Raw genomic sequence first — 25,838 nt, forward strand, 5'->3', positions numbered from 1 at the left:
TTAATTTTACTATAAATCTTTCACTCTTTCGAGTGGGAGATTTATTTTTTACGCAAAAAGCTGTCGCACTATTTTTTAGTGCGACAGCCCCTTTTATACTAACTTATAATTTTTATCTTATTATTAACCTCATAAATTAATATAAACCTTCTGTTTGTTCTTTCATACTTATATAAATATTCTTTGTTTGTGAATATGCTTCTAAAACACTTTTATATGTTTCTCTTCCAATTCCTGATTTTTTATATCCACCAAAAGGTGCCCCGGCAGGTAATTGGTTATATGTGTTTATCCACATACGACCTGTTTCAATTTTAGATGCTACTCTAAGTGCTGTATTAATATTTTTAGACCAAACGGCTCCTCCTAATCCATATTCAGAATCATTAGCCATTCTTATTACTTCTTCTTCATCCTTAAACTTAATGACTGTTACCACTGGCCCAAAAATCTCTTCTTGAGCAATACGCATTTTATTAGTAGCATTTATTAAAATTGTTGGTGTCATAAATGTACCATCCTTTAGTTCATCTGTTTCTAATCTCTTTCCACCAGTTAGTACTTTTGCACCTTCTTGTTCTCCAATTTTAACATATTCAAGTATTTTCTCAAGGTGTTTTTCATTAATTTGAGAACCCATTTGTACACCATCTTCCCATGGAAGACCTACCTTAACTTTTTCAAAAGCTATCTTAAGAGCCTCTACAAACTTATCATAAATATCCTCTTGTACAAATACTCTTGACCCAGCACAACATACCTGTCCTTGATTCAATAATATTCCCATTTGTACACCTTCTATAGCTCTTTCCCATGGTGCATCATTGAAGAATATATTAGCTGATTTTCCTCCAAGCTCTAAAGTCGCTGGAATCAATCTTTTAGCCGCTTCTTCTGATACCTTATAACCAATTTCAGTAGATCCTGTAAATGCTAACTTATTAAATCCTTTATGTTGCAACATATAGTTACCAGATTTAGATCCTCTTCCTGTAATAATATTAACAACACCAGCTGGTAAAACTTTATTTAATAACTTTCCAAACTCCAATAAACTAATTGATGTAGTAGATGATGGATGAATAACTACTGTATTTCCCGCAGCAAGTGCTGGAGCCAATTTCCATGCTGCCATTAAGAATGGAAAATTCCAAGGTATTACTTGTCCCACCACTCCAATAGGTTCTTTTAGAGTAATAGATAAAGTGTCTTTATCAATCATTTTTGAAGTTCCCTCTTCTGCACGAATAATGCCTGCAAAATAACGGAAGTGATCTGATGCTAAAGGTAAATCTATATTTAATGTTTCTCTAAGAGGTTTTCCATTATCTAAAGTTTCTATCATAGCTAAACGTTCTTTATTTTCATCTATCAAATCCGCTATCTTTAATAGAATAGAACTACGTTCTTGTATCGATACATCTTTCCATGATTTAAATGCTTCTTTCGCTGCATTAACAGCCAAATCTACATCTTCATTACTTGCATCTACAAATTCGGTTAGCTTTTCTCCATTACTAGGGTTATAACTAGAAACTTTATGATTGCCAGTTCCGTTTATCCACTCTCCATTAATTAAAAGTTGATAACCTTTCTCAATAAATTTTGATAATTTATTCATTTTAATACCCCCTTATTACTTTTAACATTAGATAAAATGATTTTACCTTATGATAAATATAAAATTTTGAAATAGACTTTTCTTATAAGACATTATATTTATCATATATCATTTTTTCTATTACGATTTTTACTTAAATGGTTTGTCTGTTTATAAATCTGTCTTACAAGCCTTATTATAAATAGCACCTGTTAGTAAAACAAGAATAGATATTTTTTTCACCATTATCAATATTGCTTAAAGTCTATATATACTAAGGAGTTATACAAAATAAAAATTTTTTATTTTTTTATTTTACCTATTTTTTCACATTAGATCATGATTTTTTTAACATATTTAAAAAATTATTATTTACTTCTTTATATTTGTTAATATTTTGTCATAATTTGTCTTAAAATTGCCTTTAAAAACCTTTTTATAAGTTTCATAAAGTAAAAAACTACTCAAAAATAATTGAGTAGTTTTTATCTATATATTAAAATATTTTATTTTGACCTTTTTACACATTCTAAAATTATATTATAAAACTTATATTTATCAGCCTTATATGCCACATAGGTATTTACAGATGAGTTATTTTGATTTTTTCGGTCTACTATCAACTGTCCATCCCCAGCACCTCCACTGATATCTATATCACACTTTTGTCTTCTCATATCCATTATTACACCAGGATCTAATAATGTTGCTACAGCTAAAGCATCATGAATTGCTTCTGTAGTTCCATCACTCCATCCTTTCTTTTTAGAGGCAATGGCTCTCATTTTTATTAAGTCTCCTGCCAACCTTCCTGCCTTAGTACCAGTTCCTATTAATTTTTCAGCCTCTTCCATTGTAATTTCCGCACTATGAGTAGCATCTAATCCAATAATTTTAACCTTAACTCCACTATCTAATATAATTTTTACAGCTTCAGGATCGTGAAAAAAGTTAGCTTCTGCTACCGGAGTAACATTTGCAACGTTTACACCACCACCCATAAAAATAACTTCTTCTATATTATCTTTAATAGTAGGATCCATTCTAAATGCCATACCTATATTAGTAGGTGGTGCAACGGTTATTATAGTAATCTTTTCACGTGACTTCTTTACAGCCTCAATAATAAAAGAACAAGCATGTTTAGTCTGTGCTTTAGATACAGCCGGTGGTAGTTCTAAATACTCTGGATGAATAGTATACTCTACTCCATTTTCAAATAAGCTAATGCCATCTGTTGGATTATTAGCATTTCTTCCAGGTATCATGTTACGTACCATTGCATCAGGACAGCCAGCATATACCGGTATATGTGAATCTAACATATCTAATACCCTTAAAGTATTTTCAACACAATTTTTTAAAGGCCTGTTTCCTTGTGTAACAGTAATGCCAAGTACATCAACCTGTTTTGAAAGTACTGCAACCATAATAGCAATGGCATCATCTGATCCAGTATCTACATCTAAAATAACTTTTCTCTTGTTTTCCATTTTGCCACTTCCCCTATTGAGTTATTAAATTAATTTATACTTAATTTTTAAGTTATATATTTTTAAACAATGTTCTTAATTTATGTTGTTTTTTTAAAAAATCCTTAACTGTTGTAGTGGTATATTCCTTAGCTAATGATATTATCATAGAAGAACATATTATAAACAATAATCCTGTTTGAGGAGCAATAATTGTAAAATCAACTAACCCATGCACTATTATTAACACCTGTATACCTGCTAGTAATGGTACAAGATTACATTTTTTATTATACAAATTTTTTAACCCTTTAAATAAACTTAATTTCATAAAACCATATATACCAATACCAACTATACCTAGTGTGCTCATAAAAGTAAGCCAAATATTATGGGCATGGAATAAAAACTTATTATATCCTCTTATATAATCTGCTCCATGATCCCACACTGCCATAACACCCCATCCAGTTAATGGCTTGTCCTTAAACATATTAAGACAACCTTTCCATATATCCACTCTGCTACTAAACGAACGGTCTACATTATGAGCAATAATCTTATTTAAAATAGGAATTGGTAGAAAAGTAATTACTGTTATGACTAAAAGTAATACAATAAAAATCCAATTACACTTTTTATTTTTATTTAATTTTAAAACATAAAATACAAGAACCCCCACTAATAAAGCCATAAGAGCCCCTCTAGATCCTGTAAAACATAACGCACTAATAAATAAAATTGTTGATATTTTATAAAGTACTTTTTTAGGTTCTTGAAACCAAAAGTAAATACTAACAAGAGTCATTATGGCAAACCAATTACCAGCTATATTAGGATTTCCAAACGTACTATATATTCTCTTATTATTAATTACTTGGCTAGTGAAATTTAAAAACTGTGCTACAACGTTAACTTTAAAATATGTACAAAGAATTTTTTCCATTACTCCTATTACTGCAGAAAAAATTGAAAAATATAATAAATACTTAAATAATTTTTCTATTTTCACTTCATTATTACAATATTCTTGCATAAAACAATTAACACAAAAATATATAAATATAGCAAAGGATGCAATTATAGATGTTACACTCCCGTTTATAGCTCCTACAATTAATGCCCATATAAACAAGAAAAAAAGTGCTATATTCCATTGATTCTTATTAATATACACTTCTCCTTTTAAAACCTTGTATGTCATATATATAGCAGGCACAATTGCTGTATAAGGGGAAATAATCATTAACAATACTAAAATAAAAATATTGACCCCCCCTTGAGTAATATTTTAATAAAACAATTCAAAATAATTATATTAAATTTTATACATATTTACAAATATTATTACTGGAAAAATAGTTTCAAGTTACTATAAGGTTAAATAATTATGGTATATTATGTCCTGTTAAATTTAATGCAACAGCAAGAAACTCTATAGCATTATTCATTGATTTTTCTAAAAAAGAATTTATTTTTTCTCTTTTTTCTTGATTCATCATAATGATATTTAATCCTCTCATATTTTTTATTTAATCCTCTATAAATTTCACTTTCATTCCAAAACATAACTATTATTGTAAAATATTCTTATTAATCCAATCATATTATACCACATTTTATAAACTATAAATCATCTTTTATGATAATGAATTTTTATCCTTTAAGATCTCGAAATAATTTATTCTAAGTTTTTTATGCGCTAAAAAAACTAGACATTTTAAATCAAATGTCTAGTCTGTATTTTCTATTATTCTACTGTTACTGATTTTGCTAAGTTTCTTGGCTTATCTACGTCGCATCCTTTTTGGATGGATACATAATAAGAGAATAATTGTAATGGTATTACAGAAATTACTGGTGATAAAATTTCCATTACTTTTGGAAGATAAGTTATTCCAACAGAGACCTCTTCCATTTGAGTATGCCCTTCAGTTGTGAATGCAAATACCTCAGCACCTCTTGCAGTAACCTCTTTCATATTACTAACCATTTTATCAACTAATTCTTCTTGAGTTGCTATAGCCATAACAATAGTTCCATCTTCTATAAGTGCAATTGGACCATGTTTTAATTCCCCACCAGCATAAGCTTCTGAATGAATATAAGAGATTTCCTTAAGTTTTAAAGATCCTTCCATCGCTACAGCATAATCAAGACCTCTTCCTAAGAAGAACATATCTTTATGCATGTAAGTTCTTGAAGCAAACTTTTGAATAGCTTCTTTATGCTGTAAAACTTCTTCTGCTCTTTCTGGTAACTCCATCATAGCCTGTTTAATCTCTTCTAATTTTTCATTAGATAATGTTCCTTTATTTTGTGCAAAGTATAGCGCTATTATATACATTGCTATAAGTTGAGTTACATATGCCTTTGTAGATGCAACAGCTATTTCTGGACCAGCCCAAGTATATAACACATCTTCAGCTTCTCTTGATACTGTACTTCCTACAACATTTGTAACTGCTATTACTCTTGCACCCTTAGATTGAGCAAGCCTTAATGCAGATAATGTATCAGCTGTTTCACCTGATTGGCTTACAACTATCATTAAAGTATTTTCATCTATAATAGGATCTCTATGTTTAAATTCTGAAGCTATATCAACTTCAACTGGAATTCTAGCTAACTTTTCTATTACATACTTTCCAACTACACCAGCATGGTAAGCTGTACCGCATGCAACTATATAAACTCTACTTAATTTTTCAATTTGTTCTTTTGTTATAGTAATATTATCTAAAGAAATTGGCTGTCCTAAAACTATTCTTGATGCCATAGTATCTCTTATAGCTTTGGGTTGTTCATGTATTTCTTTAATCATGAAATGTTCAAATCCACCTTTTTCAGCTGCATCTGCATCCCATGTTACATGATAAACTTCTTTTTCAATCTTTTCTCCTTCTTCGTCGAAAAGCTGAACACCATTTTTATCCATAACAACAAATTCTTTATTTTTTAATAAATAAACATCTCTAGTTTCTGTTAAAACTGCTGGAATATCTGAAGCTATAAAAGATTCATCTTTTCCAAGTCCAACAATTAAAGGACTATCTTTTCTAACTGCAACTATTTTATCTGGCTCATGAGAAGATACTACCCCTAAAGCATAACTACCTTCAATTTTAGTTGTAGCCTTCATAACTGCTTCTAAAAGATTTCCTTCATAATAATAATCAATTAAATGAGGAATAACTTCTGTATCTGTTTCTGAAGTAAACTCATAACCTTTAGCAATTAGCTTTTCTCTTAATCTGATATAGTTTTCAATTATTCCATTATGAACTACTGAAATTGTAAAATCCTTATTTGAGTGTGGATGAGAATTTACATCAGATGGTTCACCATGTGTTGCCCATCTAGTATGACCAATACCTATATTGCCACGTATTGGTTCTTCCTCTAATTTATTTTCAAGATTTTTAAGTCTACCCTTACATTTTGTCACTTTTAATGTTCCATCTTCTTGGATTATAGCAACACCAGCTGAATCATACCCTCTGTACTCTAGCTTGCTTAACCCATCAATTAATAAAGATGAAGCATCTCTCTTACCAAAATACCCAACTATTCCGCACATTTTCTTTTACCTCTCTTAAATTGATAATATTGTCCTAGCATACATGTTTTGCACCTGATCAATCTTGTAACGAAAATCACTTCTCGCTTTTATCAATCGTTAACGGTAGTGCGTTTTACCGTGGGGCACCCGCCGAAGATTCGATTAAACCCCATCCTCGTCAAGTTATAGTCTTAACATGCTTCTCACTATAACTCCTGGCGCTTTAAAAATTATATATTTAAACTCTATACTCTTACATAATAACATTCACTTATTGAAATAAATCATAAAATTCTTGATTAATTATTAATAAATTCCTTTACATATATACTAGAACCTTAAAAATAAAATGGATAGATTCTATATAAAATCTATCATATTATTATATGCATTTTTGTCCTATTAGGTCAATAGTTTTAGTACTTTATTAAAAGGTTATTAAGCATTTTATTTCCACTACTGATTTTATTAATATCGATTACAATTAATTCTCTATAATTTATGTGTTAATTGTAATATATTGTCTAATAAATGAACTATTATATATAATACATAAAAAACGTATACTTACTATAGCTTATGAACAAAATATATTCACATGTTTTTATATATAATATTTTTCTACTATTATATATAAGAATAATATTACTATTATTATTGTATAACTTAATACAAATATCACTATATTAATTGGTTTTTTTACAAGTTTAGCTCTTTTTTTTGAGAACATTTAGTTTTATTGATATAATCTTAAAAATACTGCGAAAATTATATCTTTCTACATTGACATCTTTAGACTTTTGGTATATAAATGTATTATATGATTAATTTTCAGTTAATAGAGTTAATTTTTGTTCAAATTTATCAATAAGTATTTAACCTATTTTTATTATTTTTATAACTTTTATTTTTGTTACAAAAAAATTGATTTAAAACAAATATTAACTAATGAAAAACAGGGAGTGAATTTTAATGAACAACTTTAAAAAAAAGTCTCTTAGTTTAGCATTGACATGTACTATAGCACTTTCTTTAGCTGCTTGTGGTACTGCTTCAAAGGCTGACAACAGCAATGAAAATAAACCTGCTGTAGAGGAAAAGGCTACAAAAACTAGCCAAGTTAAATTAGAACAAGGTAATTGGGCAGAAAAAAACTATAAAGATTTACAAGCAGTTATAGATAACCACGGTAAAGATAGCAAAAATTACGATGCCAATAAAAAACCATATGCTGTTTTCGATTGGGATAATACAACAATTGTAAATGACGTTGAAGAAGCTTTACTTGCTTATCAATTAGAAAATCTTGAGTTTAAAATGACTCCAAAAGAATTTAGCGAAACTATAAGAACTAATATTCCAAAAGATAATTTTAAACCTGATTGTAATAATAAAGAAGGTAAACCTGTAAATATAGATTCTGTTGGTGCTGATATTGATTCAGACTACAAATTCTTATATGAAAACTATAAAGGTTTCAAAGGAACTAAATCTTTAGATGAAATTAAAAAGACTCCTGAATATAAAGATTTTATAGCTAAAACTAGATATCTTTATGCTGCAATAGGAGAAACTTTCAGTTCTGATATAAGCTATCCATGGGTAACTTACTTATTTAGAGGAATGAAACAGCCTGAGGTTGCTACTTTAACTGAGAAATCAAATGATTATTGGTTAAAACAAAAATTAGAAAAAATAACTTGGACAAGTCCAACAGAATTAAAGGGAAAAGCTGGAGTTGTTTCAGTAGAATTTAATAGTGGACTAAGAACTGTAAAAGAACAACAAAATTTATATAAAACTTTAATGGCTAATGGAATAGATGTTTACATTTGTTCAGCTTCATTTATAGATGTTGTTCGTGAATTTGCTACAAATCCTAAATATGGCTATGAATTACCAAAAGAAAACATTACTGCAATGCAATTAAAAAGAGATGATAAGGGTGTAATTAAAGCTGAATACGATAGCGATAATTACTTCCAAACTCAAGGTCCTGGTAAAACAAAAACAATTAAGAAGTTTTTACAAGAAAAGCACGGAGGACAAGGTCCTATTATAGTTGGTGGAGATAGTAATGGTGACGTAGCTATGCTTTCTGACTTTAAAGATACTAAATTTAGCTTAATAGTAAACAGATGCAAAGACGGTGGAATCGGTGAACTTTCTAAGAAGGCTGCTGATACTATGAAAGATGCAAATGCAAGATATCACCTTCAAGGAAGAGATGATAACAAAGGTGAATTTAGACCAAGTGAAAAATCTATCCTTTTAGGAGCTTCAGAAGAAAAACTACTAAAATAGTACTCATTTACTATCTACTCATTAAAAATCATAATAATTTATAAAAGTTAGCTTTAATAAAAATAGGATAAAAAAACAAGGCATCATACTTTAAAATATGATGCCTTATATTTTTTACTATTTATTAGCCTTTTCTTCTATCATTTCAGCTAATCCTTCTGCAATTTCAGTTAATTCTTTTTTATCTTTTCCTTCTAACATAACCCTAACTAGTGGTTCTGTTCCTGAAGGTCTTATAAGAACTCTTCCATTACCATGAAACTTAGCTTCAATTTTTTTTATTTCTTCTGCTATTTCTTCATCCTTAACATGAATATCTTTTTTATCATTTGGCACTTTTGCATTTACTAAAACTTGTGGAAGTTCAGTCATAAATGCTGCAAGTTCTGATAGAGTTTTTCCTGCCTTTTTAACAACTGTTGCTACTTGTATACCAGATACCAGTCCATCTCCAGTTGTATTGAAGTCTAAAAATATTAAGTGTCCTGATTGTTCTCCACCTAAACTATAACCTTCTTCAGCCATTCTTTCAAGTACATATCTATCTCCAACTTTTGTTTTTACAGTTTTGATATCGTCTTTATTAAGTGCTATATCAAGTCCCATATTACTCATAACTGTAACAACAATAGTATCTTTTTTTAATTTTCCTTGTTCTTTAAAATGCTTACCGCAAATACCCATAAGGAAATCACCATTTATTAGATTTCCTTTTTCATCTACAGCTAGACATCTATCAGCGTCACCATCAAAAGCTAAACCTAAGTCACATTTATTTTTCTTTACGAATTCCATTAAATGTTCTGGATGTGTTGATCCACAATCCTTATTTATATTTTTTCCATCTGGTTCATTGTTAATTACTAATACTTCTGCCCCTAATTCTTTAAATGCCTTAACAGATGTTTTATATGATGCACCATTTGCGCAATCTAATGCTACCCTTAATCCTTTTAGGTCACAATCAATAGTGCTTTTAGCAAACTCCACATAATCATTTATTGCATTATCTACTAATATCTTCTTTCCTAGATTCTCCCCTACTGGACAAGGAACTCCTTCAAAGTTATTTTCTATAACTTGTTGGATTTTATCTTCTAACTCATCCTTAAGTTTGTATCCATCTCCATTAAAGAATTTTATCCCATTATATTCTACCGGATTATGTGAAGCAGAGATAACTACTCCTGCATCCGCATTATATTTTCTAGTTAAATATGCTACAGCTGGTGTTGGTATAACTCCTACGCATATAGCTTCTGCTCCAACAGATAATACACCAGCAACCAATGCTGCTTCTAACATATCCCCTGAAATTCTTGTATCCATACCTACTACTATTTTAGGTTTATGTGTTCCTTCTGTTAAAACATATGCCCCCGCTTTTCCTAATTTAAAAGCAAGTTCTGGTGTAAGTTCAGTATTCGCAATACCTCTTACTCCATCTGTACCAAACATTCTACCCATGGTAAATACCTCTCTTCTTTATAAAGATTATATATTCTCTTTTATAATATTCTTTTCTTAATTTAAAACACACTTATAACAAGTATACAAAATTTTATAGATTAAATCAAAACAAAAACTCTCTATAGTATAATTTTTAAATTATGCTATAGGAAGTTTTGTATAAAATTCTTAAATAATAAATTTGCTTAATTTATTATTGTTGTATATAAATGTTTTTTTGTATTTTTAATACATCACAAGATTAATTTACCTACATAAAAAATTAACTTTTACTTCATACTAACAACATACTAATTAATTAAAGAGGTGAAAGAAATGGAACATAATGAATCTATAAAATGTACTGTTACGGAATGCAAACATCATTGTAATAAAGATAACTACTGTACTTTAGATTGTATAGAAGTAGTTAAACATGATGCTTATGCTAAAGATTGTCAATGTACAGATTGTGCAAGTTTTATACAAAAATAAAATGTTAATACTAATTTAGGGATTTAATCACATGTTGTTTTGATTTATTTGAAAGAACATTAGAATTATTTTTAAAAATTTTTCTAATGTTCTTTTTGCTATTAAATATACTTTTTTATCTGGTTTTAGGGCTATAGAAAATACTGTATAATTTAATAGTAAATTTATTTCTTAAACTTATAATTCTCAATGTAGGAGGCTTTTAACATGGAACTATTAAAAAATTATTGGTATGATTTATTAAAGGATGAATTCAAAAAAGATTATTATATTAAATTAAAAAACTTTTTGATTAAGGAATATGAAGAAAATACTATCTATCCTACTATAGATAATATCTTTAATGCCCTAAATTACACTGATTATAATAACGTAAAAGTTGTATTATTAGGTCAAGATCCTTATCATGGTCCAAATCAAGCTCATGGATTAAGTTTTTCTGTTCAACCCGGTGTAAAAACTCCCCCTTCTTTAGTTAATATTTATAAGGAACTACATAATGATTTAGATTGTTATATCCCCAATAATGGTTACTTAAAATCTTGGGCCGATCAAGGTGTATTAATGCTTAATACAGTACTTACTGTAAGGGCTGGAGAAGCTAACTCCCATAAAGGGAAAGGATGGGAAATATTCACCGATAAGATTATTAGCTTATTAAATCAGAGGGAAGATCCTATTGTTTTTATCTTATGGGGAAAAAATGCTCAATCTAAAACTGCTTTAATTACTAATCCCCAACACTATATATTAACTTCTGTCCATCCTAGTCCTTTATCAGCTAATAGAGGCTTCTTTGGAAATCATCATTTTTCTAAAACAAATGAATTTCTCCACTCCATAGGTAAAGCTCCAATTAACTGGCAAATCCTTAATTTATAAGAAATCTAGATGTTAATTTAGGGACGGTTCATAAATTTTTACTACATATTTAACTTTTATGGACTGTCTCTAAAAATCTTAGTACTAAAAACATATTTAGTTTTATTCATTTCATAATATTCTTAATATATAAAATTTTTCTTCATTATTTTTATCCTTTTAGTTATAATATATATATGTTTTAGTTATTTAATACTTTATGTAATAAGGGGGATTTTTAATTGAAAAAACATTTAAACGACTGGGAAAACATTGAATTACTTCATCGTAATAGACTAAAAAGTAGGTCTTATTTTTTTGGATATGATAAACTTTGTAATGCTCTTACATATGATAGAGGTCTTTCTAAAGGCTTTAAATTACTAAACGGTACATGGAAATTTAAATATACAGAATCTCCATATGAAACTCCCAAAAATTTCTTTAAATCTGACTTTGATACATCTCAGTGGGATACTATAAAAGTCCCTGGTAATTGGCAATTACAAGGCTATGATAATCCTCACTATACAGATATAATTTATCCATTTCCTGTTGAACCACCTTATGTACCTTCTGAAAATCCTACTGGTTTATATAAAAGAGACTTTTTTATTCCTGAATCTTGGGACGGTTCACAAATAATTTTAAGATTTGATGGAGTAGATAGTGCATTCAGAGTGTGGGTAAATGGTATAGAAATTGGCTATAGTCAAGGTAGTAGATTAAGTTCTGAATTTGATATTACAGACAAAATTAATCATGGCGAAAATTCTCTTTCAGTTCAGGTATATAAATGGTCTGATGGATCTTACATAGAAGATCAAGATATGTGGTGGTTAAGTGGAATTTTTAGAGATGTTTATTTAATTTCGAGACCTAAACTTCATATAAATGATATTTTTATAAAAACAGATTTAGATGATAGTTATATAAATTCCACATTGTCTATAGATATAACATTAGAAAATTTATTAGACATGGATGTCTCAAATTATGAAATGGAATTTAACCTTTTAGATGGAAATAAAGAAGATATTATAGAAAAACAATATATAAAAAATATTAACTTAAAAAACAAAGATAAATCTAACTTTAAACTAACTATTCCTATAGAAAATCCCCAAAAATGGTCTGCTGAATCTCCATATTTATATCACCTAATAATTACTTTAAAAAACTCTAATAAAGGGGTTATTGAAATAGTACCTCAAAAAATTGGTTTTAGAAAGATAGAATTAAAAAATGGTAATCTATTAGTAAATGGAGTAGCTATAAAATTTAAAGGTGTTAACAGGCATGATGCTCATACAGACTTAGGACGTGTTGCCCCACTCCATTGGATGATAGATGATCTTGTAAAAATGAAACAAAATAATATAAATGCTATTAGAACCTCTCATTACCCAAACAACCCTATATTTTATGATTTATGTGATGAATATGGATTTTACTTAATTGCAGAAACTGACTTAGAAGCTCATGGCTTTGAGGAATTAGAGGATTCAAAACATGTTAGCAAAAATCCTGCTTGGATGAATGCTTATGTAGATAGAATTGAAAGAATGGTTGAAAGAGAAAAAAACCATCCTTCTATAATTCTTTGGTCCCTTGGTAACGAATCAAAATTTGGTTGTAATCAAAAAGCCATGTATGAATGGTGTCATAATAGAGATAATACAAGACTTGTCCATTATGAAGAAGATAGAAATGCTGAAGCTGCTGATGTTGTAAGTACTATGTATTCTACAGTTGAAAAACTAATAGAATTAGGTGAAATGAAAGATATGAAAAAACCTCATATAGTATGTGAATATTGCCACTCTATGGGAAATGGTCCTGGGGGATTAAAGGAATATTGGGATACATTTTATAAATACAATCGTCTTCAAGGCGGTTTTGTTTGGGAATGGATTGATCATGGAATTAGAACTTATGACGAAAATGGGAAAGAATATTATTCATATGGTGGTGACTTTGGTGATGAACCTAATAATTCAAACTTCTGTTGTGATGGGCTAATTAAACCTGATCATACACCTTCCCCTGCATTAGCTGAATTAAAAAAAATTATTGAGCCACTAAGATTTGAGAAAGTTAATCTTAACGAAGGTAAAATTAAACTTACTAATCTTTATGATTTTATAAATCTTGATCATTTAAATATATGTTGGAATGTAACTTCAGATGGACAAGTTATTTCAAATGGAACAATTCCTACTCCCAAAATTGCCCCAAAAGAAAGTTGCATAATTACTATTCCATATAAATTACCACACTTACTTCAAGGTGCAACTGATTATTGGTTAAACATAAGTTTTAAACTAAATAAAGATACCAATTGGGCAAAATGTGGTCATGAGATAGCTTGGACTCAATATTTAATTCCTGTGAAATCAGAAAATTTCATAACTATTAATATAAATGAAATGCCAAATTTAAAGATTACCTCATCAGATATACTATTAGAAATTACAGGTTGTGATTTTAAAATTGTATTTGACAAAATTCGTGGATATATTAAACATTGTATTTATTCTGGAGATGAGTTATTTTTAGCTGGCCCTAAACTTAACTTTTGGAGAGCACCCATTGATAATGATATGTATATTTTAGAAAATCTACGTAAACAATGTATGCACATAATGCAGCATAGAATAGATAGTTTTGATTATCATATAATCTCCAAGAATTTAATAGAAGTTAAAATTTTATCTCATATCGCCCCACCAACTTTGGTAGATTGGTCCATACAAAGTCAATATACTTATAAAATCTATGGTAGTGGAGATATCATTTTAAATATTACTGGTCAAATGATCGGCCCAAAAGACAAGTTTCCAGAGGTTCTTCAAAGAATTGGACTAAACCTTGAACTACCAAAAGATTTAAATAGAGTAACTTGGTATGGTAGAGGTGATGGTGAATCTTATGCAGATAGTAAATATGCCAATCCATTTGGAATTTATGAAAAAACCGTAAAGGATTTATATTTCTCATACGTTTATCCTCAAGAAAACGGCAATAGAACTGATGTTAAGTGGGTTTCTCTAACTGATGAAAGAGGTAAAGGTATATTATTTTGTGGTGAAGATCAAAATATTAATTTTAGTGCTCATTACAATTCTACTGAAGACTTTGAAAAAGCAAAACATCTAAATGAACTAATAGAACGAGATAGAATTTATATTCATATAGATCATAAACAAAATGGTCTTGGAAGCAATAGTTGTGGTCCAAAACCAATGGGTAATGCTAAACTTATACCATGTGATTTTAACTTTACTATAAGAATAAAACCTTACTCCATAAATGAAATTTCTCCTATTAATTTAAGTAAGCAAATACTAAAATAAATAGTATTTTAGTATTTATAACTTAGGGACGGTTCATTAAAATCTACTATTTAAATAGTAGATTTTAATGAACCGTCCCCTTTATGTTTTATCAACAATATATATAAATAATCCTCTATTTATAAACATATTTTAGTCTTTTTTATAGGTTATAGACTAAACTTGTGGATAAGTTTTTATATAATACTATACCTATATAACTTTTCAGTTATTGGTTTTGTTCCTGTTTTGACTTTTCTACTGCCTGAAAAGCTCCTTTTTGCAAAAGATTAAATGCTTGTAATCTAAAAATATCTCCATATACGAATAATATTTGACTTAATAGTTCTAAATCTAAAGCCTCTTTCAAACACTCATTAATATAAAATGGAGGATTTTCTCGTGTTGCTCTAGTTTCTTCATACATATAAGGTAATGCATTGGCATGTCCTATTAATGTTAGCCCACTACCTATTAATAATACATCAATAGCTTTATTAAAAAATTCAAATGATGGTATAACTTCATTACCTCTTTTAAAACTTTTTACCGTCTCTTCTATTTTATTTGCTAAAAACACATTTCCTGTGCTTAGTAAACCATATCCTATAGTAGTTATTCCATCATTAAACCCCATCATTTTGGTATTTTTAATTAATTCAAATATTTCATTAATTTTTGCTTCATCTATCTCATCAACTTTATTTTTTTTACTATTTTTTTGTTTCATTATTTTATTATTCCCACCTACCTCCATAAGCATAAACTTATTTAGAGAAATAACACTTATTGGAATTACTCTTTTATATATACTATTTAAACTAAAAGTAAATTTTAGATTTTATATACCATATATTCTATGTTTATATCATTATAAAGTTGAATTTTAAACATTATATATTTTAGAATAATAAAAATAACAAACTATATCTGAATTTAACTTAATTATAAATTTCAAAATACTTATATATGTATTCTTCAACACTTTTATAATCAAGTAAAAGAATACTATCTATTCCCATTTTATCATTTAACATACTTACTATTTTAGCCCCATAATAATATGCTATTCTTGAGGCCTTTATATCTTTATCATTTTTAACTGTAAATAGTGTACTATAAAGCTCTTTATTTAAATGTGGGCTTTTAAATTCTTTCTCTATTTCTTCTCCATAGCTTAATTTACAATTTTCACAATTGTATATCCATTGTTCTACTTCATCACTAGATAAACTTCCTAACCAATATGACTTATATGCTAATAAATTAAATAACCTCATACTGGTATATGTAGCCATCCCTTCTTCAAATAATAGCTTCATATAAGTATCCTTTGGTGTTTTATAATTTCCTGGATAAAATTCATTATTTAAAGTATAGTGAACTGCATGCATAATTTCATGGGCCATAAAGCTACCTAAATCAATATCTTTTATATTCTTAAGCATAACCGCTAAATTTACATATACAAATCCTTGATTTTCAATTAAAATACCATGTCCCTCAACATTATTATCTCCTATATAAAGAATAAGCCCTATATCATGCTGAATTCCTAATTGTTTTAATTCGTTAAGTTTTACTTTAAACTCTTTAATTATAAGATTACTTATTTCCATGATGTTTTGTTTTAAGGCACAATCATACTTTAAAATTTTTACATTCTCCGATGTCTCTTCCTTAAAATACTTATTAGCATTGAAAACAGACATATATTCCCTAAAAAATTCTTCTTGTAAAAACATTTCTATTATATCTTCATTTTCTAACTGCCTATTAGCAATATTAATTATTTTATTTATCACAAGTTTTATCCCCCATGTAAGTTATTATTTATCAAATAAATAAGATTTTATTACGCCAAAAAATTCTCTTACATAAAAATTAGGTATTAAATATGGGTAACTAGGTGCTGGAAGTCCATAAACCTCAAATTTATTTCTTTTGCCTAACATTTTTGCCCTAAACATATGAAAATTATTAGTTACTATTAAAATTTTATTTTTTTCCCTATCCCCTATAGAACTTAACTTTTCCCTAGTAAATTTAAAATTTTCATAGGTATTTCTTGATTTATCTTCTTTTATAATTCTTTCCTCAGAAATTCCACGAGTAACTAAAAATTCTTTCATAGCCTGTGCCTCTGTAATTTCTTCATAAGGTCCCTGTCCCCCTGACACGATTACCTTCACATCTGAATTACTTTTTAAATAGTTAAGTGCAGTGTCAAGTCTATATTCTAGTGATGTTGAAATTTTCCTTCCTACAATTCCCGCCCCTAATACTAACAAATAATCATTTTTTTTCTTGGCATCATTAACAATACCATTATATATAATAATTCCCTCAAGTAAAGTAAAAAAAGTCATAAATATACTTATAACTGCGTAAAAAAGCTTCTTAAATCCCTTAAACCTTTCACAAACTCTTCTGTTATTCTTTTCTCTAGCTATTGCTACAATAATTAATATGGCTCCAAGCATTATCCAAAATTTCGAAAATGCCATTGGTCCAAAAAATTGCAATCCTATAAAATATATAATACTTAATATACCTAAACTCATAATAATGATATTGCTTTTTTTATATCCCATAATTAACTCCTTTACATTATTTATTTTTCATAAGCATATCTATAAACGTTTTTGTCCCTTTAGATATAATTGTATTTTTCGGAAGTATATATGTGAAGTTTCTAATAAATTCACTTCCTGTATCTATAATAGAAATTTCTTTATTTTTAACTGCTTGATTTACAACAAAAGAGGATACAAAAGTTATCCCTAAATTATTTTTCACCCCTTCCTTAACTGCTAGATTACTTCCAAACACCATAACATTTTTAGGATTTATATTATGGTTTCCTAAGAACATTTTTAAATATTCTCCGGTTCCTGAACCCTCTTCTCTACTTATCCACACTTCATTATTGAAGTTTTGAGCTTTAAATACCTCTTTACTTAAATAATTATTGTAAGGAACTGCTAAAACCATTTTATCCTTATAAAAATTATCACTAATAAAAGTAGATGAGCATATAATTCCCTCTACAAGACCTACATCTATATCTAAATTTTTAACTTTTTTACAAATTGCCTCAGTATTTTGTATTGTAACCTCAATATGTAACTCTGGATATTTTGAGCAAAACTCACTTAAAAATTTAGGCAAAAAATATTCTCCAATAGTTAAGCTAGCCCCTATATGTAATTCACCCTTTACAGAATCTGTATATCCCTTAAGTTCTTCGGTTGTTTCATCTAATAAAAGGCTCAATTGCTTTGCCCTTGAGTAAAGTATTTCACCAGTTTTAGTAATAACTATATTTTTTTGTTTTACAGAACGCTGAATAAGCGTTGTTTCAAAATACTCTTCTAGTCTTTTTATATGTAAACTAACAGTGGGTTGAGATAAATTTATATGTTCTCCTGCCTTAGTAAAATTTTTATACTCAACCACTGCTATAAAAGTCTTTAATTCATCAAACATATATAACCTCCTATAAATAATCATTGATTTTTTTTATGATTATCATTAATTATATTCATTTTACTTATGGTTATAAAATCACTATACTCTTTATTGGGGATAAAAACAAATTACATTACAAATGATAGAGGAGGAGAGTGATTTAAATGACTAAGTCAAATACAAATTCATTTAAATTTATGAATAAAGTTAAAGATATATTACCAGGACTTATTATATGTATAATAATAGCTTACATAGGAAAATTCTTAGGAAGCTTTGTTCCTAAAATAGGTGGGGCACCATTGGCAATCTTTTTAGGAATGTTTGTTGGAAATACTTTTGGAAATAAAAAGATTTTTGCTAAAGGCTCAAAATTTGCTGAAAGTGACTTATTATCTTACTCTATAGTACTATTAGGTGGAACACTAAGTGCTCAAACACTTATAGACCTTGGCATTTCTGGAGTAGGTTTCATAGTTATTCAAATGATTATTACTATTACGGCTGCTTTATTTATAGGTAAAAAATTAGGTTTTTCAGACAACTTTCGTTTTTTAATGGCTAGTGGTAATGCCGTTTGTGGCTCTTCTGCTATAGGTGCCGTAGCACCAGTTATTGAAGCCAATGATGATGATAAAGGCATAACTATAACTATAGTAAATGTTGTAGGAACTATATTAATGTTATTATTACCTTTTATAGCAAGTATATTGTATAATAGTGAAACATTAAAAACCTCTGCACTAATTGGTAGTATACTTCAATCTGTAGGCCAAGTTGTAGCTGCTGGTAGTTTAGTAAATGAGCAGGTAAAAGATTTATCTACTATTTTTAAAATAGTACGTATTATATTCTTAGTTTTTGTAGTTTTAGGTTTTGGAACTATGAAAAATAAATCTAAAACTAAGGAAAACAATATAGAACATAAAAAAACTAAAGTTAAAGTTCCTTGGTATGTCATAGGTTTCTTTATTATGTGTGCACTATTCACTCTTGGATTATTCCCTAAAAATCTTTCTAAAACATTCAAATTTATAAGTAATAACTTTGAATTAATCGCTTTGGCAGGTATAGGAATGAGAGTTAATATTAAAGAACTTATGAGACAAGGTGTTAAAGCTTCCATTTATGGATTGGGAGTAGGTGTAGTACAAATAGTTTCTGCACTAACACTTATATTCCTAATTCTAAATTAAAATATACTTAACCACACACTTTTAAAGCCTTTTGATTATAGATTATATCTATAACTCAAAAGGCTATTTTTTATTAATAGTAATGTTTTAACTCTTCATCACCATTAAGTATTCTAATTGCTTCTTCTACCATATCTGTAAGTTCATCTTTTCCTGCATATAAGTGAACGGAGGCTATTCTATTTACTCTGTTTTTTATTAAATCTACTATAGGCCTGCAATATGCAATACCTCCCGTTAATATTATAGCATCTACATTTCCATCTAAAACTACTGCACATTTTCCTATTTCTTTGGAGATTTGATATGCCATAGCTTCAATAATTTTTCTTGACCCTTCATCTCCATTTTGTATATTTTCAACAATAGATCTTAAATCACTATTATTAAAATAAGCTACACATCCACCTTTTCCTTCAATAAGTTCTTTAAGTTCCTCATAAGTGAAGTTTTTATTAAAACACATTTCCAAAAGCGATGTCATTGGAATACTTCCTGAACGCTCAGGCGAAAAGGGTCCCTCCCCTTCCAATGAACTATTTACATCTACAACTCTTCCTTTTTTATGAGCCCCTATAGTAATTCCACTTCCTAAATAAGCTACTATAATATTTAAATCTTCATATTTTTTATTATGATCTTTAGCGTATCTTTTAGCTACTGATTTTTGACTCAATGCATGAAAAAAACTTTTTCTCTCTATTCCTTTTATCCCTGTATACTTTGCTATAGGTTCCATTTCGTTTACTGTAACAGCATTTATCATGTATGGTTTTATTTTAAACTCATTATATAATTTATATGCTATAATAGGTCCTACATTTAAAGAATGCTCTCCATATATATTATGTTTAAGTTCATTAACTATAAGTTTATCTATAATATAAGTACCACTTTCAATATTTTTTAATATTCCACCCTTGACAGTTACACAAGATAAATTTTTTATATCAATTTTCTTAGAATTTAAAACTTGAACTATAAAATTATATCTGTATATTGCCTCATCCTCAATAGAATCAAATTTTTTTATATCAGAAATAGGATGCCACAAGTTTTCAACAAAAATAACTTTGTCTCCCTCAAACACTGCCAATATAGTAGAATTATACTTTATATTAATCGCCAGTACTTTCCAACCACTTTTTTCTTTGATATCACGCCTTAAAGCACACATAATTATAACTCCACCTCATTTTCATAAATTTTATATTGTTCTTCTCCCTTAAGAATCTTTACCACACCATGCGCTAAAGATTCCATTTCATAAGAACCTTTATAAACTTCTACCGGAGCTATAAAATTTATCTTTTTTTCAATAAATGAAGTAATTTTATTATTAGCACTTAAAGAACCTGTTAGAATTATTTTATCTGCCTTAAAATTTAGTGCCGCACTAATTGCACCTATATTTTTAGCAATATTATATGCCATAGCTTCTAAAATATATGAATACTTTTCTTCCTCTTCTATAACTATTTTCTGTACTTCTTCTATACTATTAGTGTTCATATATGACATAAGACCTGACTTAGTAAACAATTCCAAGTTAAAACTCTTATAATCCCCTTTATAATTAAAAGCTAAATCAATTAACTTTAAAGGAGCTATACTCCCACACCTTTGCATAGAAAAAGAGCTTTCATCATAGAAATTGTTTGTATCTATTATTTTACCATTTTTTAGTGCTACTACAGATATGTCTCTTCCCATATAAGCTACTATATATGATGTATTTACTATATTTAAAGAATCCTTTAATGCAATTTTATTAGCCACATATTTTATATTTAATGCATGACTTAATGCTCTTCTTTTAATTCCTGGTAATCCTGAAAATTTAGCTATATCCAACATTTCATCTATGGTCATGGAATCTACTATATATGATGGAATATTAGCCTTTTTTCCTAATTCATATGCCAGTATTCCACCTAAATTATTTACATGCTCACCTGCATATCCAATTCTTAGGTCTTCAACCATCTTAGGTGTAATTTTATAAACCCCACCAGGCATAGGTCTTAATAATCCCCCTCTACCTGCTATCGCCTTAACTTCACCTAATGAAACCCCTACTTGCTTTAAAAATAGCATTATATCTTTAATTCTACAATCTTTTTGATCATAGAATTTCTTTATGTCATTGTGTTTAAACTCTAGGCTTTCACATACTATCTGTTTTTCATTTTCATTAAAAATGCCTACTTTAGTATATTCATAACAAGGGTTTATAACTAAAATAAACCGCTTTTTTCTCATTTTATTCCTCCTATTAATAAATCCATTCAGCCATAATTCTTTCTGCAACTTTAACTCCATCTACAGCAGCCGAAATTATTCCTCCTGCAAATCCTGCACCTTCCCCTGTTGGATATAATCCTTTAAGAGAAATACTTTCTAGATTTTCATTTCTTTCTATTCTAACTGGTGCGGAAGTTCTAGTCTCGATTCCTGTCATAACAGCATCCTTATCACCAAATCCCTTAATCTTTCTGTCGAAATTAAGAAGTCCTCCTTTTAGAGAATCTATTACATAAGAAGGCAAACAATTTTTAAGTTCTTTAAATTCATATCCCCTTGTAAAACTTGGCTTTACAGTACCTAATTTTTTACTATTTTTATCTCCTAAAAAATCTCCTACTAATTGAATAGGTGCAACATGTGATCCGCCCCCTAAGTTATAAGCTAACTTTTCATAATGTCTTTGGAATTCTATACCACTTAAAGGCCCTGACCCTTCAAAATCTTGCTCCCCAACAGAAACGACGATTGCTGCATTTGCATTTTCCTTGTCTCTTTGAGAATAACTCATTCCATTTGTTACAAGGGCATTTTCCTCTGAGGAAGATGCAACAACAACTCCACCAGGACACATACAAAAACTATAAACTCCTCTACCAGTTACTTCATCTGTATGTGCTAGTCTATAATCTGCTGCTCTTAATCTTGGATGATTTGCAAATTTTCCATATTGATTTGTATTAATTAAACCTTGTAAGTGCTCAACCCTAACCCCTATGGCAAAAGGTTTTGGTGTCATAAATATTTCTTTATTGTACAACATTTCATAGGTATCTCTTGAACTATGTCCTATAGCTAGAACTAAAACTTCACAAGGAATTTCTTCTTGATTTACAATAATACCTTTAAGTTTATGATCTTTAATAACTAAATCTTCCAACCTACTATTAAACTTAACTTCTCCACCTAAACTAATTATTTGATTTCTGATGTTTTTTACAACTTCCTTTAAAATATCAGTACCTACATGTGGTTTACCCATGTATCTAATTTCTTCCTTAGCTCCAGCATTAATAAACTCTTCTACTACGTAGTCGCATCTAAAATCTTTACTTCTTGTAGTTAACTTACCATCTGAAAAAGTACCTGCTCCCCCTTCTCCAAATTGTACATTGGACTCAGTATTTAATTCTCCTGTCTTCCAGAAATGTTCAACAGTTTTAGTTCTATTTTCTACACTCTCTCCTCTTTCAATTATAATAGGCCTATATCCTTTTTGAGCCATAAGAAGTCCAGCAAATAACCCTGCTGGACCCATTCCTACAATTATTGGCCTTGTGCTTAGTTTTTTATCTCCTAACTTAAAATCTGGAGTATAAGCTTTCTTTCTAAGCCTAACTTCATTAGAATATATTTTATTAATTATCTTTTGTTCATCCGCTGTAATATTTACCTCAACTTGATAATTAAATTTTATATTATCTTTTTTTCTTGCATCTATAGATTCTTTTATAACCTTTAAATTTTCTATATCATTTTCTTTTATTCTTAACTTTTTAGCAGCTTTATTCTTTAAAACATCCATTGGTTCATCTATATTTAATATTAGGTTACTTACTTGTATTGTCATTGACAACCTCCGATTCTTTTTTCATTAACTTAACATTCATTTGTGTAAAATCTTTTGATACTAGACTAACACCTTGAGGTGTAACTATATTAATGTTAACCATATTATTACCCTCTTTAGCTCCTGATAAATCAACATAAACTTTAAAATCATTTTCATTTAAACCATTTATAATATTTTCACTACCAGTAACTTTATAAGAAATTAGTTCTTTACCCAATTGTGCATTAAAATTTGGGGCCAAATTTTCTATGTTTATTTTACTTGATAAAGTTCTTTCCGTAGATTTTTCATCCATAATAATATTAACATTTATAACTTTAATATTATTTAGTATTTCTACCCCTGTAGGCAATACTAAGTTAACTTCTTTTGATGTACTTGCGCTTATAGAACTTAGGTCTAAAGCTGAAGTTTCTATATAATTAATATTTTTAATTACTTTTTCATCTCCAATTATTTTTATAATTGATATGGATGGTTCTAATTTACTCAATTTCAAATTATCAGAAACACTACCTTTAGTTACAACTTTTATTGGTACTTCTTTGGTCATATTAACTCCTAAAGATACATGTACGGAATCCGCATCCATATTTACCCCCTTTACTTCATTTCCTGAAGCATCTACGGGAATAACATTAATAACTGATTCTTTCATTTCTGTGTTTTTATTTACGCTAAAAGTTCCTACAACCCTGTCTACTAAATTTACTTTTTCTGATGGTCCTAATATCTTAATCTTATTGGGATTTGATATTACATCCTTCACAAAACTACCACTTTGTGATTTTCCTACAAGATTAATTTTAACTGGAACAATTTTTTCTATAACTTCATCAATAGATAAATTAAGCCAAAGGTCTCCATTATTTAATATGCTAACATTGGAAGGACTACGTTCGATTTGAATTGGCAACTTATTTTCACCTTTTTTAACAACGTATCCACTTAAATCAATTATAGCTTTAAAATCACTAGCCTTAGCCTTTTGTTCTGAAGATTTGCTTTGTACCTTAATATCTATATAATATCCTGATTGTTTTTGCAAAATAAGTTTATTTTTTAATAAAACTTCTGAACTTTTTATTTGTACTGGAATTCTTTTAATAGTGTAGGTCACCATAGGATTTTGAGTACTAGTTATATATAGCCAAAGAGCAAAAGCTAATAACACACAACAGATTTTAACTACTATTCCTTCTTTTCTGTCTTTATCCATGACTTCACCTTCTCTCTTAAGGTTAATTTCTTAGGTTGTCTATTGGCAATGAGTTTTGCTAATACAACTTTCAACTTTTCACCATCATAATTTCTAAGAAGTTTTCCATTTAGAGCTAGAGATATAGTTCCTGTTTCCTCTGAAACTATAATAACAAGTGCATCTGAAGCTTCTGAAAGACCTATGCCTGCTCTATGTCTAGTTCCTAGTTTTTTATTTAACTTATTATTATCAGTTAAAGGTAAAAAACATCCTGATGATACTATCCTATTGTTTCTAATTATAGTGGCACCATCATGAAGTGGTGTGTTTACAACAAATATATTCTCTAATAATGCTGATGACACTATGGCATCTAATTTAGTGCCTGTATTTATTATTTCTGCAAGTCCTGTTCGTTGTTCAATTACAATTAATGCACCAGTCCTGGTATATGATAAATTTTCTACTGCAGTTACAATTTCCCCTATAACTAAATTTCTAATCTCTTCATCTTCTAAAATATGTTTATCAGAAAAAGTACTTCTTCCTAAATGTTCTAATGCTTTTCTGATTTCAGGTTGAAATATAATTACAATTGTTAAAACTCCAATAGTTATAGTTTGATTAATAATCCAATTTAATGTCCTTAGGTGAAGAATTTCACTTATAGGAATTATTAGAAAAACAAATAAAATACCTTTTAATAATTGTTCTGCCCTAGTCTCTTTAATTAAGTTATAACTTTTATAAAAAATAAAAGAGACTACCAATATGTCTAAAATACTAAATATATTCATGTTTTCTACTGTACTCATAAAAGCACTAAAAACAGAAGAAATGTACTCCACCTTACTCACCTCAATACTTTCAGCTCAAATTATAATATAAAGAATACACTATAATTATACACTATTAAATAATTTTATAGTATAAGATTTTATGAATTTTAGATTAATATCCTTCATCCATATCTCTTTGATTTAATTGGTTATTATTGTATAATTATATATAATAA

Annotated in this window: 20 protein-coding genes; 5 read left to right on the forward strand and 15 right to left on the reverse strand. The window is 28.7% G+C overall.

Features of this window, described 5'->3' with window-relative positions:
• Nucleotides 1-136: 136 nt before the first annotated feature.
• The 5 genes from QOZ93_RS08750 to glmS all read right to left on the reverse strand — a co-directional run bounded on the left by QOZ93_RS08750 (nt 137) and on the right by glmS (nt 6,652).
• Nucleotides 137-1,621 carry an aldehyde dehydrogenase family protein gene (locus QOZ93_RS08750; protein WP_307355933.1) on the reverse strand — a complete coding sequence of 495 codons (1,485 nt, stop codon included), beginning with the start codon at nt 1,619-1,621 and terminating at the stop codon, nt 137-139.
• Nucleotides 1,622-2,106: 485 nt separating this feature from the next.
• Nucleotides 2,107-3,093 (reverse strand): nucleoside hydrolase, encoded by a 987-nt coding sequence (locus tag QOZ93_RS08755; RefSeq protein ID WP_307355934.1) that lies wholly within the window; start codon nt 3,091-3,093, stop codon nt 2,107-2,109.
• Nucleotides 3,094-3,145: 52 nt separating this feature from the next.
• The gene (locus QOZ93_RS08760) at nt 3,146-4,318 is read right to left on the reverse strand and encodes an O-antigen ligase family protein (protein WP_307355935.1); all 1,173 of its coding nucleotides are present in this window, start codon (nt 4,316-4,318) and stop codon (nt 3,146-3,148) included.
• A gap of 142 nt (nt 4,319-4,460) precedes the next feature.
• Nucleotides 4,461-4,595 carry a hypothetical protein gene (locus QOZ93_RS08765; RefSeq protein WP_307355936.1) on the reverse strand — a complete coding sequence of 45 codons (135 nt, stop codon included), beginning with the start codon at nt 4,593-4,595 and terminating at the stop codon, nt 4,461-4,463.
• Between the two features lie 227 nt (nt 4,596-4,822).
• Nucleotides 4,823-6,652: a glutamine--fructose-6-phosphate transaminase (isomerizing) gene (gene glmS, locus QOZ93_RS08770; protein ID WP_307355937.1), complete on the reverse strand. Its 1,830-nt coding sequence runs from the start codon at nt 6,650-6,652 to the stop codon at nt 4,823-4,825.
• Between the two features lie 954 nt (nt 6,653-7,606).
• On the opposite strand from glmS, the gene QOZ93_RS08775 reads away from it, so the two are divergent.
• Complete coding sequence (locus QOZ93_RS08775; protein ID WP_307355938.1) at nt 7,607-8,938, forward strand: HAD family hydrolase; 1,332 nt, start codon at nt 7,607-7,609, stop codon at nt 8,936-8,938.
• Nucleotides 8,939-9,055: 117 nt separating this feature from the next.
• Here the strand turns inward: QOZ93_RS08775 and glmM are convergent, their stop codons facing one another.
• Nucleotides 9,056-10,405 carry a phosphoglucosamine mutase gene (gene glmM / locus QOZ93_RS08780; protein ID WP_307355939.1) on the reverse strand — a complete coding sequence of 450 codons (1,350 nt, stop codon included), beginning with the start codon at nt 10,403-10,405 and terminating at the stop codon, nt 9,056-9,058.
• Between the two features lie 318 nt (nt 10,406-10,723).
• Between glmM and QOZ93_RS08785 the strand changes: the two genes are divergently transcribed.
• From QOZ93_RS08785 to ebgA, 3 genes are all read left to right on the forward strand, one after another.
• The gene (locus QOZ93_RS08785; RefSeq protein WP_307355940.1) at nt 10,724-10,882 is read left to right on the forward strand and encodes a DUF1540 domain-containing protein; all 159 of its coding nucleotides are present in this window, start codon (nt 10,724-10,726) and stop codon (nt 10,880-10,882) included.
• Nucleotides 10,883-11,089: 207 nt separating this feature from the next.
• Nucleotides 11,090-11,764 (forward strand): uracil-DNA glycosylase, encoded by a 675-nt coding sequence (locus QOZ93_RS08790; RefSeq protein WP_307355941.1) that lies wholly within the window; start codon nt 11,090-11,092, stop codon nt 11,762-11,764.
• Between the two features lie 221 nt (nt 11,765-11,985).
• Nucleotides 11,986-15,099 (forward strand): beta-galactosidase subunit alpha, encoded by a 3,114-nt coding sequence (ebgA, locus tag QOZ93_RS08795; protein WP_307355942.1) that lies wholly within the window; start codon nt 11,986-11,988, stop codon nt 15,097-15,099.
• Nucleotides 15,100-15,307: 208 nt separating this feature from the next.
• On the opposite strand, the gene QOZ93_RS08800 is transcribed toward ebgA, so the two are convergent.
• From QOZ93_RS08800 to QOZ93_RS08815, 4 genes are all read right to left on the reverse strand, one after another.
• Nucleotides 15,308-15,808 carry a hypothetical protein gene (locus QOZ93_RS08800; protein ID WP_307355943.1) on the reverse strand — a complete coding sequence of 167 codons (501 nt, stop codon included), beginning with the start codon at nt 15,806-15,808 and terminating at the stop codon, nt 15,308-15,310.
• A 211-nt stretch (nt 15,809-16,019) separates the two neighbouring features.
• The gene (locus tag QOZ93_RS08805) at nt 16,020-16,883 is read right to left on the reverse strand and encodes a hypothetical protein (protein WP_307355944.1); all 864 of its coding nucleotides are present in this window, start codon (nt 16,881-16,883) and stop codon (nt 16,020-16,022) included.
• Nucleotides 16,884-16,907: 24 nt separating this feature from the next.
• The gene (locus QOZ93_RS08810; protein WP_307355945.1) at nt 16,908-17,672 is read right to left on the reverse strand and encodes a YdcF family protein; all 765 of its coding nucleotides are present in this window, start codon (nt 17,670-17,672) and stop codon (nt 16,908-16,910) included.
• A gap of 16 nt (nt 17,673-17,688) precedes the next feature.
• Nucleotides 17,689-18,567, reverse strand: coding sequence for a LysR substrate-binding domain-containing protein (locus tag QOZ93_RS08815; protein ID WP_307355946.1), 879 nt, complete (start codon nt 18,565-18,567; stop codon nt 17,689-17,691).
• A 146-nt stretch (nt 18,568-18,713) separates the two neighbouring features.
• On the opposite strand from QOZ93_RS08815, the gene QOZ93_RS08820 reads away from it, so the two are divergent.
• On the forward strand, nt 18,714-19,745 hold the full coding sequence (locus QOZ93_RS08820) for a YeiH family protein (RefSeq protein ID WP_307355947.1): 1,032 nt from the start codon (nt 18,714-18,716) through the stop codon (nt 19,743-19,745).
• A gap of 73 nt (nt 19,746-19,818) precedes the next feature.
• On the opposite strand, the gene buk (QOZ93_RS08825) is transcribed toward QOZ93_RS08820, so the two are convergent.
• The 5 genes from buk (QOZ93_RS08825) to cdaA are packed head-to-tail and all read right to left on the reverse strand — an operon-like array spanning nt 19,819 to nt 25,638.
• Entirely contained in the window at nt 19,819-20,922 is a 1,104-nt protein-coding gene (buk, locus tag QOZ93_RS08825; RefSeq protein WP_307355948.1) for a butyrate kinase, read from the reverse strand.
• A 2-nt stretch (nt 20,923-20,924) separates the two neighbouring features.
• On the reverse strand, nt 20,925-22,007 hold the full coding sequence (gene buk, locus QOZ93_RS08830) for a butyrate kinase (RefSeq protein ID WP_307355949.1): 1,083 nt from the start codon (nt 22,005-22,007) through the stop codon (nt 20,925-20,927).
• A gap of 13 nt (nt 22,008-22,020) precedes the next feature.
• Complete coding sequence (locus QOZ93_RS08835) at nt 22,021-23,619, reverse strand: NAD(P)/FAD-dependent oxidoreductase (protein ID WP_307355950.1); 1,599 nt, start codon at nt 23,617-23,619, stop codon at nt 22,021-22,023.
• Nucleotides 23,600-24,841 (reverse strand): CdaR family protein, encoded by a 1,242-nt coding sequence (locus QOZ93_RS08840; protein ID WP_307355951.1) that lies wholly within the window; start codon nt 24,839-24,841, stop codon nt 23,600-23,602. The genes QOZ93_RS08835 and QOZ93_RS08840 overlap by 20 nt, the downstream gene beginning before the upstream one ends.
• Nucleotides 24,814-25,638: a diadenylate cyclase CdaA gene (cdaA, locus tag QOZ93_RS08845; RefSeq protein WP_111944322.1), complete on the reverse strand. Its 825-nt coding sequence runs from the start codon at nt 25,636-25,638 to the stop codon at nt 24,814-24,816. The genes QOZ93_RS08840 and cdaA overlap by 28 nt, the downstream gene beginning before the upstream one ends.
• Nucleotides 25,639-25,838 lie beyond the last annotated feature (200 nt).

This window comes from Hathewaya limosa, assembly GCF_030815255.1.
GTDB lineage: Bacteria > Bacillota > Clostridia > Clostridiales > Clostridiaceae > Hathewaya > Hathewaya limosa.